14 protein-coding genes and 1 pseudogene are annotated in these 14,437 nt (G+C 39.5%); 14 read left to right on the top strand and 1 reads right to left on the bottom strand.

What is annotated here, in order from left to right; genetic code table 11:
• Positions 1–6 precede the first annotated feature (6 nt).
• From MKX78_RS21265 to MKX78_RS21235, 7 genes are all read left to right on the top strand, one after another.
• Positions 7–852, top strand: a complete 846-nt coding sequence (locus tag MKX78_RS21265; RefSeq protein ID WP_341052290.1) for a transporter substrate-binding domain-containing protein — start codon at positions 7–9, stop codon at positions 850–852.
• A gap of 51 nt (positions 853–903) precedes the next feature.
• Entirely contained in the window at positions 904–1,602 is a 699-nt protein-coding gene (locus MKX78_RS21260) for an amino acid ABC transporter permease (RefSeq protein ID WP_281202719.1), read from the top strand.
• An 18-nt stretch (positions 1,603–1,620) separates the two neighbouring features.
• The gene (locus MKX78_RS21255; RefSeq protein WP_341052289.1) at positions 1,621–2,373 is read left to right on the top strand and encodes an amino acid ABC transporter permease; all 753 of its coding nucleotides are present in this window, start codon (positions 1,621–1,623) and stop codon (positions 2,371–2,373) included.
• A 152-nt stretch (positions 2,374–2,525) separates the two neighbouring features.
• Positions 2,526–2,849 (top strand): PadR family transcriptional regulator, encoded by a 324-nt coding sequence (locus MKX78_RS21250; protein ID WP_095371757.1) that lies wholly within the window; start codon positions 2,526–2,528, stop codon positions 2,847–2,849.
• Positions 2,842–3,399 (top strand): HAAS signaling domain-containing protein, encoded by a 558-nt coding sequence (locus tag MKX78_RS21245; protein WP_341052288.1) that lies wholly within the window; start codon positions 2,842–2,844, stop codon positions 3,397–3,399. The genes MKX78_RS21250 and MKX78_RS21245 overlap by 8 nt, the downstream gene beginning before the upstream one ends.
• Positions 3,392–4,189 carry a DUF4097 family beta strand repeat-containing protein gene (locus MKX78_RS21240; protein ID WP_341052286.1) on the top strand — a complete coding sequence of 266 codons (798 nt, stop codon included), beginning with the start codon at positions 3,392–3,394 and terminating at the stop codon, positions 4,187–4,189. The genes MKX78_RS21245 and MKX78_RS21240 overlap by 8 nt, the downstream gene beginning before the upstream one ends.
• Before the next feature lie 213 nt (positions 4,190–4,402).
• Positions 4,403–5,365, top strand: a complete 963-nt coding sequence (locus MKX78_RS21235) for a hypothetical protein (protein ID WP_341052284.1) — start codon at positions 4,403–4,405, stop codon at positions 5,363–5,365.
• A gap of 149 nt (positions 5,366–5,514) precedes the next feature.
• Here MKX78_RS21235 and MKX78_RS21230 read toward each other — a convergent pair whose 3' ends face one another.
• Complete coding sequence (locus tag MKX78_RS21230; RefSeq protein WP_095371761.1) at positions 5,515–6,723, bottom strand: M20 family metallopeptidase; 1,209 nt, start codon at positions 6,721–6,723, stop codon at positions 5,515–5,517.
• Positions 6,724–6,864: 141 nt separating this feature from the next.
• Here MKX78_RS21230 and MKX78_RS21225 point away from each other — a divergent pair.
• The 7 genes and pseudogenes from MKX78_RS21225 to MKX78_RS21195 form a co-directional block, all read left to right on the top strand.
• Positions 6,865–8,432, top strand: a pseudogene (locus MKX78_RS21225) (sigma 54-interacting transcriptional regulator); the annotation flags it as partial.
• A 96-nt stretch (positions 8,433–8,528) separates the two neighbouring features.
• On the top strand, positions 8,529–8,663 hold the full coding sequence (locus tag MKX78_RS21220; protein ID WP_341052800.1) for a helix-turn-helix domain-containing protein: 135 nt from the start codon (positions 8,529–8,531) through the stop codon (positions 8,661–8,663).
• 141 nt (positions 8,664–8,804) lie between these two features.
• Positions 8,805–9,998 (top strand): iron-containing alcohol dehydrogenase, encoded by a 1,194-nt coding sequence (locus tag MKX78_RS21215; protein WP_307315970.1) that lies wholly within the window; start codon positions 8,805–8,807, stop codon positions 9,996–9,998.
• A gap of 22 nt (positions 9,999–10,020) precedes the next feature.
• Entirely contained in the window at positions 10,021–11,358 is a 1,338-nt protein-coding gene (locus MKX78_RS21210; RefSeq protein ID WP_095371763.1) for a GntP family permease, read from the top strand.
• 21 nt (positions 11,359–11,379) lie between these two features.
• Positions 11,380–12,843: a CoA-acylating methylmalonate-semialdehyde dehydrogenase gene (locus tag MKX78_RS21205; RefSeq protein ID WP_341052280.1), complete on the top strand. Its 1,464-nt coding sequence runs from the start codon at positions 11,380–11,382 to the stop codon at positions 12,841–12,843.
• A gap of 89 nt (positions 12,844–12,932) precedes the next feature.
• On the top strand, positions 12,933–13,592 hold the full coding sequence (locus tag MKX78_RS21200; protein WP_445662666.1) for a carboxymuconolactone decarboxylase family protein: 660 nt from the start codon (positions 12,933–12,935) through the stop codon (positions 13,590–13,592).
• Between the two features lie 343 nt (positions 13,593–13,935).
• A complete protein-coding gene (locus MKX78_RS21195) occupies positions 13,936–14,382 on the top strand; it encodes a VanZ family protein (RefSeq protein ID WP_307315960.1) in 447 nt (148 codons plus the stop codon).
• Positions 14,383–14,437 lie beyond the last annotated feature (55 nt).

Here is a 14,437-nt window from a genome sequence, read left to right as displayed (position 1 = left end):
ACTAAAATGAAAGGGTTAAATATTGCATTTTTAATTATAATAAGCGTTTTATTCATTGCTGGGTGCTCGTCTTCAAGTAATGGGACAACTGAAGATGGTAAGAAAGTTATTACTGTCGCCATAAGTGACGAGGTGAATCCACCATTCCTATATGCGGACGATAATAATGAGCCAATTGGTTACGATATGGATTATTTGAAAGAAGTAGAAAAGAAATTAGAAGACTACCATTTTGAATATGTTTGGGGAGAAGAGGAAGCAAATTTAGTTGGTGTGGATACAGGCAAATATGATTTTGCGATTAATTGGTTTTTTAAAAACCCTGAAAGAGAAGAAAAGTTCCTTTATCCAGAACAGGAATTTGGTTATTCACTCACTTCTCTTGTAACACAACCAGATCGTGAAGATATCAAAACATTAGAAGATATGGTAGGCAAAAAATTAGCACCGATGTCTCCTAGTGGTGGTTTAAGAACAATATTAAATAGTTATAACAAAAACAATCCTGATGAGCAAATTGATATTGAGAGTATTGAATTTCCTTCTAATGCAGATAACCTAGAGCGGGTTAATGATGGTAAGGATGATGCCATGTTTATTAATGTAACAACATTCAATGCTGTCCAAAAAGAGTTGGATTTAAATTTGAAAGTGGCTGGGATTGTGTCAAAAGAGCCTGTTTATGCCGTTTTTAATAAAGAACACACAGAATTAGCTAAAGAGTTCGATGATGTGACGAAAGAGCTGATTGAGGATGGTACCTTACCAGATTTGGCTGAAAAATGGTTTGAAGTCAATTTCTTCGAGAACTTAGATTATATCAATGAGGAAAACTATAAATTTAATCCGTAATCACATCGAATTACGGATTATTCTTTGTTATTAGAAAGGGGAGAAGGTTGAATGTCTGTGGTGAATGATTGGTTTAGTTTGTTTATACAAGTATTAGATAAGCTACCAATCACCTTATTTATGTTACTCATTTCATTAGTTTGTTCATTAGTCTTAGGCGTAGCTATAGCGATTATCCGTATTAAGAGATTCAAAGTACTTTATCAAATCGCAACATTTTATCTCTCATTCTGTCGATCGACACCTTTATTAGTGCAATTATTTCTTGTTTATTTTGGGTTACCACAGCTGTTATTAGCTTTTCAAATTGATATTAATAGTATGGATCGGATGATTTTTGTTTTAATTAGTCTCTCCCTGCATAATGCTGCTTATCTTTCAGAAGTTGTACGTTCTGCCTATTTGGCAGTTGGTGAGGATCAATTTGAAGCAGCATATAGTGTAGGAATGACTTATACACAAGCATTATGGAGAGTGGTGTTGCCTCAAGCCTTCGTTTTATCCTTACCGAATTTAGGTAATAACATTATCGAGCTATTAAAAGATACTTCCTTAGCATTCACGATTGGTATTATCGATATTATGGGTCAAGTAAGGATTATATTAGGTAATAACCATGGTATAGGTATGTTTGAGATTTATGTCGTCATTTCTCTTATATACTGGGGCACTTGTATTTTAATAGAAATGGTCATTAGTACATTAGAAAAGGTTTTAAAGAAAGGAAAGATCAGTTTATCCAAATCATAATGAAGGAATGAACACTTAATGCCTATGATCAATTTTGAATTTGCTATTGAGCAGATTCCAGAGGTTTTAAAAGGGGTGCCTATCACCTTAGCGATTGCTGTTGTTGCAATGGTGTTTGGATTGATATTCGGTCTGCTAATTGCTCTTTGCCGAATTTATCGCGTCCCTATCCTTAATCGCCTCTTCATTATTTATATATCATTTATTAGAGGTACGCCATTATTGGTACAATTATATGTATTCTTCTACGGTGTGCCTGTTCTATTAGAAAAAATGAATCAATCTTTCGGTACAGCCTATAATGCTGATCATATTTCACCACTGCTTTACGCTTTTATTGCATTCACAATTAATGTATCAGCTTATCAAGCAGAAATTATGCGGGCATCCTTAAATGCTGTACAAATCGGACAAATGGAAGCGGCCCATTCTGTGGGAATGACTACTTTTCAAGCGTTAAAAAGAATTGTCCTACCGCAAGCTTTCTTAGTGGCCTTACCAAACTTGGGAAATACATTTATTGGTTTAATTAAGGCGACCTCACTAGCATTTGCGGTAAAAGTTGTAGAAGTGATGGCACTGGCAAAAATCATTGCTAATGATGGTTATCACTTTTTGGAAATGTACTTAGTCGCTGCTCTGATCTATTGGTTGATTTGTTGGTTATTGGAAGTGCTATTTACCTATATAGAAGGAAAAATGAGGAATAAAGAGATAAAGCAAAAGAAAATGAACACAACGATTAGTAAAGATGTTCCTTTAAGAGTCTAAAGCTAAAATGAAGTCTACGGGCTTCTTTTTTTTGGAAAATTTCATTCAGTACCTTGCAATGTATAATACTACCTGCTATAGTATGATTACAGAATTTAATAACACATATTGTTTAGTACTATATAATATATAGTAGTGGAAGGAGGAAGAAAATGAACGTCCAGTTTAAGAAGGGTGTGCTCGAGTTATGCGTCTTAGTTTTGCTTGATAAGCAGGATCATTATGGATATGAGCTCGTACAGAAGATATCTGATCAAATTCAAATATCTGAAGGTACAGTTTATCCATTATTGCGCAGGTTAACGAAGGAAGAGTATTTTACAACTTATTTACAGGAATCTAAAGAAGGTCCACCAAGAAAATATTATCAGTTAACAGATAAAGGACGCATCTATTTACAGGCGTTGTTAGCAGAGTGGTACGAATTTACAAACGGGGTTAATCATTTAATAAAAGAAGGTGTTAAAGATGAATAAACGGGAATTTCTCATCACCTTAGAAGCGGAATTAAAAGATATTGATAAACAAGAAAGAATAGAATTACTTCAAGATTATGAAGCCCATTTCGAATTTGGATTAGAAGAAGGGAAAAAAGAGGAGGAAATTGCTAAAGATCTCGGTTCACCGAGAGGCATTGCTAAGGAGGTTAAGGCGAGTTACCATATCGAGCAAGCAAAAGGTGATGGTGGCATCCAAAATATTTTGCAGGCGACATTGGCTGTCATTGGTTTAGGTCTATTTAATCTAATCATTGTCCTCGGTCCCTTCCTTGCCCTCGTTAGTATAATCTTTTCCGGTTGGATTGTAAGTTTTGCAGGTATTATTTCACCCTTATTAGTGCTCATCGACATTTTTATAACCTCATCATTTGAATTAGTGAACTTATTTGCTGCTATTCTTTTTTGTGGGTTGGGGTTATTATTATTGGTCGCTATGATGTATGTTACTAAATTCATGAAGAAAATTTTTATTCGTTATCTTTCTTATAACGTCTCGATTGTTAAAGGAGGTATGAAGGGTGATTAAGAAGTTATTATTAATTGGTGGATTGCTCGTTTGCGTTGGTGGAGTAGGGTTTGCGTTTACCTATGGGCAATTGCAAGCAGAAAATGTTTCGGAGACGAAAACAATTGAAGAAGCCTTTAACAATGTAGAGGTTAAAACAGAAAATGCCCAAGTTATCCTCGCTCCAACCGACGGCGAAGCAGAGGTGAGATTAAGTGGTGAAATGAAAGGAAAAGAACATGAGGATTTCAAAGTATCCGTTGCAGGAGATACTTTGAAAGTAGAGCATCAAACGGATAAAAGAACGTTTCGCTTATTTAATTTTGATTTAGAAGAGTTTAATAAACAAATAGAAGTTTATTTACCAAGAGAAGCATATGAAGAAATAAGTGTCGAAAGCAGCAATGGTGTCATAGATGTATCGGAGTTGAATGCCAATCAAGTCATATTAGATACGAAGAATGGAAAGCTACGATTAAAGCAACTTGATAGTGATTATATTCATGCAAAAACGAGTAATGGTGCAATCATTGCAAATGATATACAAGGTGAAATAAAAGCTCAAACGAGTAATGGCGCTATCCAAATGTCACTACCAACTATTCACTCTCCGTTAGACTTGGCCACTTCCAATGGTGCGATTATTGTTGAGGTAGAAGAAGCAGTTAACAATACAACCATCACAGCTAACACGAGCAATGGTTCGGTGCATATCCTTGGATCGAATGAAGGAAATCGAACCATTGGTGACGGGTCGGTCGAAGTGAAGTTGAAGACAAGTAATGGGAGAATTGAATTAACGGAAAAATAAGGAAGGTAGGAGGCAGTCCCCCTGAGGCTGTCTCTTTTTTCTCGGCAGAAACCCATTTGTGGTAAATGTTGTAATTTAGTATGTTAGGGGAGGTTGTCCGGGTGATTAAGAGTTGCTAAAAGGAAGGAACGTTGTACTCCGCTTGGAATCGAGGGTTAGTATAGAAAAATAAGTAATCACGACACTCAGACAGGAGGGAAAAACGAATGCGGTGTGCGCAAAAGGGAAATACGCGCAAAAACTAAACAAAACTCAGTGCAAACTGCGCGTAAAAGGGAGATACGCGCAAAAGCAAAGGAAGACCCAGTGGCAACTGCGCGAAAAAGGGAAATACGCGCAAAAGCAAAGGAAGACCCAGTGGCAACTGCGCGTAAAAGGGAAATACGCGCAAAAACAAAGGAAAACTTAGAGCCAACTGCGCGTAAAAAGGAAATACGCGCAAAAGCAAAGGAAAACTTAGAGCCAACTGCGCGTAAAAGAGAAATACGCGCAAAAGCAAAGGAAAACCCAGAGCCAACTGCGCGTAAAAGGGAGATACGCGCAAAAGCAAAGGAAAACCCAGAGCCAACTGCGCGTAAAAGGGAGATACGCGCAAAAGCAAAGAAAAACATAGAGTCAACTGCGCGTAAAAGGGAAATACGCGCAAAAAAAAAGGAAAACATAGAGCCAACTGCGCGTAAAAGGGAAATACGCGCAAAAGCAAAGGAAAACTTAGAGCCAAGTGCGCGTAAAAGAGAGATACGCGCAAAAACAAAGGAAAACGCAGAGCTAACTGCGTGTAAAAAGGGAATACGCGCAAAAGCAAAGAAAAACCCAGAGCCAACTGCGCGTAAAAGGGGAATACGCGCTAAAGCAAAGGAAAACATAGAGTCAACTGCGCGCAAAAGGGAGATACGCGCAAAAACAAAGGAAAACGCAGAGCTAACTGCGTGTAAAAGGGTAATACGCGCAAAAGCAAAGGAAAACGCAGAGCTAACTGCGTGTAAAAGGGAAATACGCGCAAAAGCAAAGGAAAACGCAGAGCCAACTGCGCATAAAAGGGGAATACGCGCAAAAGCAAAGAAAAACCCAGAGCCAACTGCGCGTAAAAGAGAGGTACGCGCAAAAGCAAAGGAAAACATAGAGCTAACTGCGCGTAATACGATCTTATTGCATATGGTATTCCTCGTTTTGTAGAAGGCGACTTATGACAACGCACATAAAGTGGTAAGAGATTGCTGCCACAAGTGTATAAAAAGAAGCATTCGCCGCCCTCAGTAAACCCTACACCCTCTTAGAGTGGATCACATCAATCATGATTCTAAAACAAAGTGCCTCAGAACAGATTAAAGCGTCTCAATAACTGTGGTATCCACTACACCTTGCTGTTCCATATACTTTACTGTTGCTGTGGCGAGCATATTTGCTGCAATGAGCATGCCTCTTTCATCAATATCAAATTTAGGGTGATGATGAGGGTATGGTGTTCTTCCAACAATAGCTGCACCGGTATTGAAGAAGGTGCCAGGTACTTTTTGTAAATAGTAAGCGAAGTCTTCACCACCCATACGAGGGGCAATTTCAACAGCCGCAGTTACACCAGGAACCTCACTAGCTAATTGAGCAACAAACTTTGTTTCAGCTGCATGGTTGACAAGAGCTGGGTAGCCATGAACATAGTTATAATCATAACTTGCAGCTGCAGTTAAGCAGGTTCCTTCAATTACTCGCTCGATTTCTCTTTCCATCTTATTCCTTATGTTTTCGTTAAAGGTTCGAACTGTTCCTGTAAGTGTGACAGAATCAGCTATGACATTGAATGCATTTTTGGCATCGAATTCACCAATAGAAAGAACAGCAGATTCGAGTGGATCAATACGGCGGCTAACGATTTGTTGAAGATTAACAATGAGTTGAGCGCCGAGAACGATACTGTCATTGGCTTCGTGAGGATGGGCGCCATGTCCACCTCTTCCCTGGAGTTTAATATGGAAGCGGTCAGCTGCTGCCATGAGTGGTCCAGAACGATAGCCGATTTCACCTAATGGTTCACCGGATGAAATATGTTGACCGAAAATAACATCGACCCCTTCCAAGCAACCATCTTCAATCATCGCAATCGCACCACCCGGCATATATTCTTCCGCATGTTGATGAATGAAGACAATTGTGCCCTCAATTTCATTTTGAAGTTTATTGAGTACTTTTGCTAAAACAAGTAATGTCGCTGTGTGTGTATCGTGACCGCAAGCATGCATGACACCGGGTTTTTTAGACTTATAAGGAAAATCATTTTCCTCATGAATGGGTAATGCATCGAAATCCGCTCTTAAAGCGATGGTTTTTCCGGGCTTTGCTCCATGTAATTTAGCGACAACACCACGCTCTCCTACACCAGTTCGGACTTCATGTCCAAGCTTTTGGTGATAGTTAGCAATGAACTTGGGTGTTTCTACTTCTTGAAAAGAAAGTTCAGGGTGCTGGTGCAAATGTCTTCTGATTTCAACCATCTCGTTATAATGTTCTTGTAGTAATGAATAAAGCTTTTCTAACATATACATCCTCCTTCTATGTAAAAAAATATGGTGAATCCTTCATCACGTTTGAGTGAATAAGTTTATAATAGTTGAAGAGGAGAATAAATTCCAATATATTTTTTGAATATTTCGTTTCATTTCTTGCAGGAGGTGCCTTTCATGTTTATTGAAGACCGTTCAAATACAAGGGAAAAGCTAGAAAGAGAGGAATTCTTGAAAGTAAGGTATTGGATGTCGCCTGATCCACCTTGTATTTCTTTAGGAGAAACATTAGGACAAGCTGGTGAAAAGATGAATCGATATCAAGTAAGTAGCTTACCAGTCATTGATGATTATAAGAAGCTAGTTGGCATCGTATCTATGAAAAAATTATTTTCTTATCTACTTAAAGGTCAAGATAGAGATATCAACATTCATCCGGTGCCAACGAGGAATTTTGCCTATGTCCGGTTGGATGATTCCATCCTCTATGCAGCTTCCTTTCCTTATGAGGAACTGCCAGTAGTAGATGAAAATGATTGTGTTGTCGGAATGATTCATACAAGAGAGATGATGGATGGATATAAAAAATGGATTCATCGCCTTGAACAGCAAGAGAATGCCACAGAAGTATTGAAGGTTATTTTAGAACGAGCCTACGAAGGGATCGCTGTTGTTGATCAGTATGGGGTCGTGCAGGAATTTAATGAAGCTTATAGTCAGTTTGTTGGTGTGAAGAGAGAGGATGCGATTGGCCGTCATGTGACTGAAGTGATTGAAAATACGAATCTTCATCAAACGGTTAAAACAGCTACACCAGAACGTGGGGTAGTCCAAAGAATAAATGGCCAAGATATGATCGTTCACCGTATTCCACTATGGCAAGATGGGAAAGTGATTGGTGCCATTGGCATGCTTATTTTTGAGGGTGTGACAGAAGTATACAAAATCTATCAATCATTACAAAAGAATCAACATGAAAACAGTAATAATCGTCCGCCCTTTGTCGAACAACTTAAAAACGATCGCCATGTTACATTAGACGATATTGTTGGTGAAAGTAGGGAAATTAAAGAGATTAAACGATTAACAAGGCGTGCTGCGCGTACAATGGCTACCACACTGATTACGGGAGAAAGCGGAACAGGAAAAGAAATGGTTGCGAAAAGCATGCATGTATTGAGTCCGTTTGCCGAGGGCCTTTTATTAGTGTGAATTGCGGGGCAATCCCAGAAAGTCTGTTTGAATCAGAGCTATTTGGCTATGAAGAAGGTGCTTTTACTGGAGCAAAGAAAGGTGGGAAATTAGGTAAATTTGAATTGGCGCAGTATGGAACGCTCTTTTTAGATGAGATTGGCGAATTACCTTTAGTCATGCAAACGAAACTATTACGAGTCTTGCAAGAAAAAGAAGCGGAGAGAATTGGTGGTAACAAGAAATACCCGATTCGTGCGCGGATCATTGCCGCAACTAATCGTAACTTGAAAAAATGTATTCAAGAGGGGAGCTTCCGTGAGGATTTATATTATCGTCTAAATATCATCGAAATTCTTCTTCCTTCCTTGAAAGAGAGGAAAACAGACATTCCGTTATTATTAAATGAATATACGAAAAAAATCTGCAAGCAATATCAAATCAAAGAGAAGATCTACACACCTGAAGCAATTGGAATACTTGTACAACGGGATTGGCCGGGGAATATTCGTGAACTTGTTAATGTCATAGAAAGGTTAGTTACCCTCGTCGAACAATCCGTGATTGACATTACCCATATACATACTTATTTAGAAGAACAACCAAAATCTATCACAAAGGAACCTTCTTTAATAGAAGAAGCGAAAGATATGGGGAGAAAACGGGAAAGAGACCTTATTATAGATACTTTGCGTCAAGTTGGTGGCAATAAGAAAAAAGCAGCGGAACGTTTAGGTATTCATCGAACCACATTATATCAAAAGTTGAGAAAGTATCAAATATGAATGAGTGTAGATGTTTCACTACATAAAATCTACACATGTAGTGATTCTACTACACTACAACCCTTACAATCTTTTGAATGTAAGGGTTTTCTTTTTGGCACATCAATTGCATATAAATAAATGTATAGAGGAGGGAGAAAAATGAGTACGCAGATTTTTAGAACACCACAAACGGTCTTATATGGGAAAGGTTCTTTTGAAAAACTTGGCGAGGAAGCCAGTTTAAGAGGAAAGAAAGCCCTTATTATTAGTGACCAAATTATTGATGGCCTAGGGTGGACGAAAAAAGCGAAAGCCAACTTAGCAAAATCTAATGTTGAAACTATTCTTTATTTAGGTGTATCTACTGAACCAACTGATAAGTTTGTGGCAGAGGCATTATCTCTTTTTCAAAAGGAAGCCTGTGATTTAATTATTTCGCTTGGAGGTGGAAGTTGCATTGACACAGCCAAAGCGGTAGCTGTATTAGCTACTAACGGTGGATATATTGGTGACTATATGGGCGCAGATAAATTAGCAAGTAGTGCGGCTATCGATCATATTTCTATTCCAACAACTGCTGGAACTGGATCTGAAGCAACAGATGCAACCATCATTACGAATACGACTAATGATGTCAAAATGATGATTAAACAACCAGTCTTTATGCCGACTGTAGCTATTGTGGATCCAGTGCTTTCGATGTCATCTCCCCAACATGTCACTGCAGCTACCGGGGTCGATGCGCTCAGTCACGCGATAGAAGCGTACATATCGAGAAAAGCACACCCAATGACAGATATGATGGCTTTATCAGCTATGAAATTAATTGTCGAGAATATCGAGACAGCTTTTACAGATGGTGAGGATTTAGAGGCAAGAGAGGCAATGGCATTAGGTTCAATGCAAGCAGGGATGGCATTTTCTAACGCAAGTGTTTGTCTTGTGCACGGGATGTCAAGACCGATAGGTGCCCTTTTCCATGTGCCCCATGGCTACTCCAATGCTATGCTATTGCCGGCTGTTCTAGAGTTTAGTAGAGAATCTTGTGTCGATCGGCTAGCCGATTTAGGAAGAATCTTTACTAAAGGAAGTGAGCCTCTAACAAATGAGCAAGCAGCTGATTTGGCAGTAGAATCCGTTAAAACGTTATGTGTGAACTTAAATATTCCTAATCTGTCTGGATGGGGAATAGATGAGAGTCTATTTAAACAATCGATTAGTAAAATGACGCATGATGCCATGGCAAGCGGTAGTCCTGGGAATAACCCAAGAGTGCCAACAGTTCCTGAGTTAGAAGATTTATATCTTGCTTGCTATCATTATCAATTTGCTCAAAAGGAACAAGTGAAGTAATAGTCCGGGGGAGGGCGTTTAAATGTTAGGAATGCTAGGGTTAATATTAGGTTTAGTCCTACTGATGTTTTTAACATTAAGAGGCATTAATATCATTATTGCTGCCATTCTAAGCTCGATTGTTGTTGCCATAACAGGTGGCTTAAATTTAGAGACGGCACTGGCAGGTTATTATATGGACGGCTTCACAAATTATTTTGCCTCTTGGTTCTTAATTTTCTTACTAGGAGCGATTTTTGGGAAGATAATGCATGAGACAGGTGCCGCTGAGAGCATTGCCCAATGGATTAAGAGAACATTAGGCGCGAAAAGGGCTGTATTTGCCGTAGTGGCTGCAGCCGCAATCATGACTTATGGTGGAGTAAGTTTATTTGTGGTCGGTTTTGCTGTTTATCCTATTGCTGTTTCATTATTTAGAGCGGCGAATCTTCCACATCGATTTATCCCTGCTGCTCTTGTGTTTGGATCGATTTCATTTACGATGACCGCACCAGGTAGTCCAGAAATTCAAAACTTAATCCCAACTGAGTTTTTCGGTACAACTCCCACGGCTGGCGGTTGGGTCGGGGTACTCATGGCACTTCTTGTAATGATTACGGGAGGCCTGTTATTAAGCAAATTCGTTCAAAATGCTGTTAAAAGAGGGGAAACTTTCTCATTGCCAGGAAATAGGGCAAAAGAAGAAGTATCTGCAGGTTTGGCGGAGAAAACAGAAGGAGAACTCTTGGTAGAGGAAAAAACATTACCTCATATTGTTTTCTCAATTTTGCCATTAGTCTGTGTTATTGTTATGCTAAATATTATTGCACAGTTTGCTTCTTCTACTGCAGCAGCCCTTATTTCATTAACGGCTGGTATTGTCCTTGCATGTCTGACAATGTACAAGTTTTTAGCACAATTTTGGAATGCGTTAGCAAAAGGAGCACAAGATGCACTTGTCGCCGTTGCGAATACTTGTGCGGTCGTTGGCTTTGGTAGTGTAGCTGCTCAAGTGTCTGCATTCGATACCGTAGTCGATGGACTTGTAAGTTTGCCAGGTCCACCTATATTAGGTTTGGCGGTGGCGGTCACATTAATTTGTGGAATTACAGGATCAGCCTCAGGTGGTCTAGGTATTGCTCTACCTATTTTAGCGCCGATCTATTTAGCTCAAGGTGTCGATCCAGGAGCCATGCACCGTGTAGCGACATTGGCTTCAGGTGGTCTAGATTCTATGCCGCATAACGGTTATGTTGTTACAACAGTGCGAGCGATTTGTGGAGAAACACATAAACGTGCGTACTGGCCAATATTCTGGCTCAGTGTAGTTATTCCAACCATTGCTATGTTACTAGCAGTAGTCTTGTATTCTATATTTTAAAATTTGAGAGGAGTATAACAAATGACAACAACTACAACATCTACATTAAAGAATTTTATTAACGGACAATGGGTAGAGGCAAAGACAGAAAACTATCAACCGGTTCCTAATCCAGCAACTGGTGAAGAGTTAGCGCAAGTACCGATCTCAACTATTGATGATGTCAATGAAGCAGTAAAAGCAGCAAGCGAGGCATTCAAAACGTGGAGTCAAACGCCAGTACCAAAAAGGGCACGCGTACTTTTTAAATATCAACAACTACTGGTCGACCACTGGGATGAGTTGGCACAGCTTGTAACCGAAGAAAATGGAAAAAGCTTTAAAGAAGCATATGGTGAAGTACAACGTGGGATTGAGTGTGTAGAATTTGCTGCGGGTGCACCGTCGTTAATGATGGGTAAACAATTACCTGATATTGCATCAAATATCGAATCGGGTATGTATCGCTATCCTGTGGGGGTAGTGGGTGGTATTACACCTTTTAATTTCCCGATGATGGTCCCATGCTGGATGTTCCCATTAGCCATCGCTTGTGGTAACTCATTTGTATTGAAGCCATCAGAAAGAACACCTTTACTTGCTAATCGCTTAGCAGAATTATTTAAAGAAGCAGGATTGCCAGATGGCGTATTGAATATCGTTCACGGTGCACATGATGTCGTGAATGGTTTATTGGAACATAAGGACGTTCCAGCTATTTCATTCGTTGGTTCCCAACCTGTTGCTGAATATGTATACAAAACAGCTTCCTCTCACGGCAAGCGAGTACAGGCGTTGGCGGGAGCGAAAAACCATTCTATCGTTATGCCAACAGCTGATTTAGACGCTGCAGTTAAAGAAATTATTGGTGCAGCATATGGCTCTGCAGGAGAGCGTTGCATGGCATGTTCAGTTGTCGTGGCAGTAGATGATGTGATTGAGCCCTTATTGCAAAAATTAAATACCGCTGCTGATCAAATTACAATTGGTAATGGTATGGACGAAAATGTATTCTTAGGACCAGTGATTCGCCCAGAGCATAAAGCACGTACAGCTAGTTATATTGAATCAGGGGAAGAAGAAGGTGCCGTTTTGGTACGTGATGGACGTAAGGATGAAGCTTACCATGAAGATGGTTATTTTATCGGGCCAACCATTTTTGATAAAGTAACACCGGAAATGAAGATTTGGAAGGATGAAATCTTCGCACCCGTTTTATCAATTATCCGTGTATCATCTCTCCAAGAAGCAATTGATCTAACGAACCAATCAGAATTCGGAAACGGTGCTTGCTTGTTTACAAAAAGCGGCAGCGATGTCCGTCAGTTCAGAGAACGTATCCAAGTGGGTATGCTAGGGGTAAATATTGGGGTACCAGCACCAATGGCCTTCTTCCCATTCTCAGGTTGGAAAAATTCATTCTATGGTGATCTTCACGCAAATGGTAGTGATGGTGTGGAATTTTACACACGTAGAAAAATGCTCACTCAACGCTGGGAGTTTTGATCGATTTAAAAGGAATTTGTCGAAAATAAAGGATTCTCTTCCTTTTTTCAAGAATATTTCTGGGGAAATAAAATGAATCGGAGGGGAATATGTTGGCAAATGACAGTTTGTATCAAAAATCAAAGATTAGAAGAATTGGAGAATTAGGAAAGTCAGCAGCGGAAGCCAATAAAACCTTTTTTGCCTTTGATAAGGCAGCATTAGCGGATGGCGCCATTACGGAAAGAACGAAAGAAATTATTGCTGTCGCCTGTGCTCATGTTACGGGGTGTCCATATTGCATTGAAATCCATGTAGGTAATGCAAAGAAATTGGGGGTTTCAAAAGAGGAAATTACAGAAGCAGTCTTAGTAGCGACCGCTCTTAAAGCAGGCTCTGCCTTCGCACATGGCACTCATGCGTTAAATGCTTATGAGGAAGTAGAAGCAGATAACCTCTACCAAGCGGCTAATATGAAGAAAATGACTGAGTTGAAAGACTATGCTCCAGATGCGGTAAAAGGTTTCTTTGGCTTTGATGAAGCAGCTATGAAAGACGGGGCTATCAATAAAAAAGATAAAGAGCTAATTGCTGTCGCCGTTGCTCATATTACAGGTTGCGCCTACTGTATTGACATACACACAAAGAATGCGAAAAGACTCGGAATTACAAAAGAAGAACTTGTCGAAAGCATCTTTGTCGCAACTGCTTTAAAAGCAGGTTCCGCGCTAGCACACGGTATCAATGCATTAAATGCCTATGACGAATAGGTGAAATTAGATCACTCCACGGACATCATTGCCCGTGGGGTTTTTTTGATAGGTTAAATGGGGAGTCTAATAGTTTAGATTAGGGTTACAACTAAGAGAATTGGCGTAGCTGTTAGCGTATGGGGGTCACGAGCACAAGAGGGAGGGGGACTGTTAGAAGTGTTAGCAGAATGAGAAATGTACACAAAAGAATAGAAAAATACCAGTTGTACTGACAAATCACAAATGTGAACAAATGCTCTTTTTAGAAAACCGTCACTTGCCATATCTGTGCGTAATAACCGTGAAGGATGTCATCTACTAAGGTATAATAGAGTTATGACATATAAAGGACGACATGCTTATGAAAAAACAATTATATTGGCTCCCTAGTATTTTGTGGATGGCAATGATCTTTATTTTATCTCATCAACCAGGGACACAATCAAGTCAATTAAGTGGTGGGATTACAGAAGTTATCGCTGCTTGGGTTCCATTTTCAATTGAAAACTTACATACTTTAGAGACTTTTATTCGCAAAAACGCGCATTTTTTTGCTTATTTTATTTTAGGGATATTTATTCTTTTTGCTATAAGACAAGGGAATATACTTACTCGTCAAAAGCTGCTTATATCCTGGATTCTCACAACAGTTTATGCGGCGTCTGATGAATGTCATCAACTTTTTATTCCAGGGCGTTCGGGTGAAGTAAGGGATGTATTAATTGATAGTGTCGGCGCAGCAACAGGGCTTATTTTATTTTCTATCGTTTATTATTGGCGGAAAAGTAAAAATCGTGGGTCCGTATAGTTACAAGAAGGTTTAAAAGGGAAACGCCCACACAAAGACGGTTCAAAATCAGCAT

The sequence above is a fragment of the Cytobacillus sp. FSL R5-0569 genome, from assembly GCF_038007265.1.
Classification (GTDB): domain Bacteria; phylum Bacillota; class Bacilli; order Bacillales; family Cytobacillaceae; genus Cytobacillus; species Cytobacillus kochii.
Note: the sequence above shows the minus strand (reverse complement) of the source record. Positions and strands in the feature narration are given on the sequence as shown.